At 64.9% G+C, this 299-nt stretch carries 1 pseudogene; it reads left to right on the forward strand.

From position 1 onward, the window contains the following. Window positions 1-86 precede the first annotated feature (86 nt). Window positions 87-299: pseudogene (pgk, locus tag NE591_RS14575) on the forward strand (phosphoglycerate kinase); the annotation flags it as partial.

The following is a 299-nucleotide window of genomic DNA, read 5'->3' on the forward strand; positions in this document are numbered from 1 at the left end:
TTCATCATGTCGCCGGCGCGCTCGACCCAATCGGCCTCCATGAGCGAGGTACCCACGGATTTGCCCTGGGCCGCCAGGAACGTGAAGCACATGCCTCCACGGCCGGTGTTGCGGCTTATCTGCCCTCCTATGCCGGCTATCTCATGGAGCGCGAGGTGGCCACGCTCACGGGCATGCTCGACGAGCCGCGCTGCCCCTTCGTCGCCATTCTCGGCGGCTCGAAGGTCTCCGACAAGATCAAGGTCATCGACGCGCTGCTGGAGAAGGTCGACACCCTCATCATCGGCGGCGGCATGTGC

The organism is Adlercreutzia sp. DFI.6.23 (assembly GCF_024462535.1).
GTDB lineage: Bacteria > Actinomycetota > Coriobacteriia > Coriobacteriales > Eggerthellaceae > Adlercreutzia > Adlercreutzia rubneri.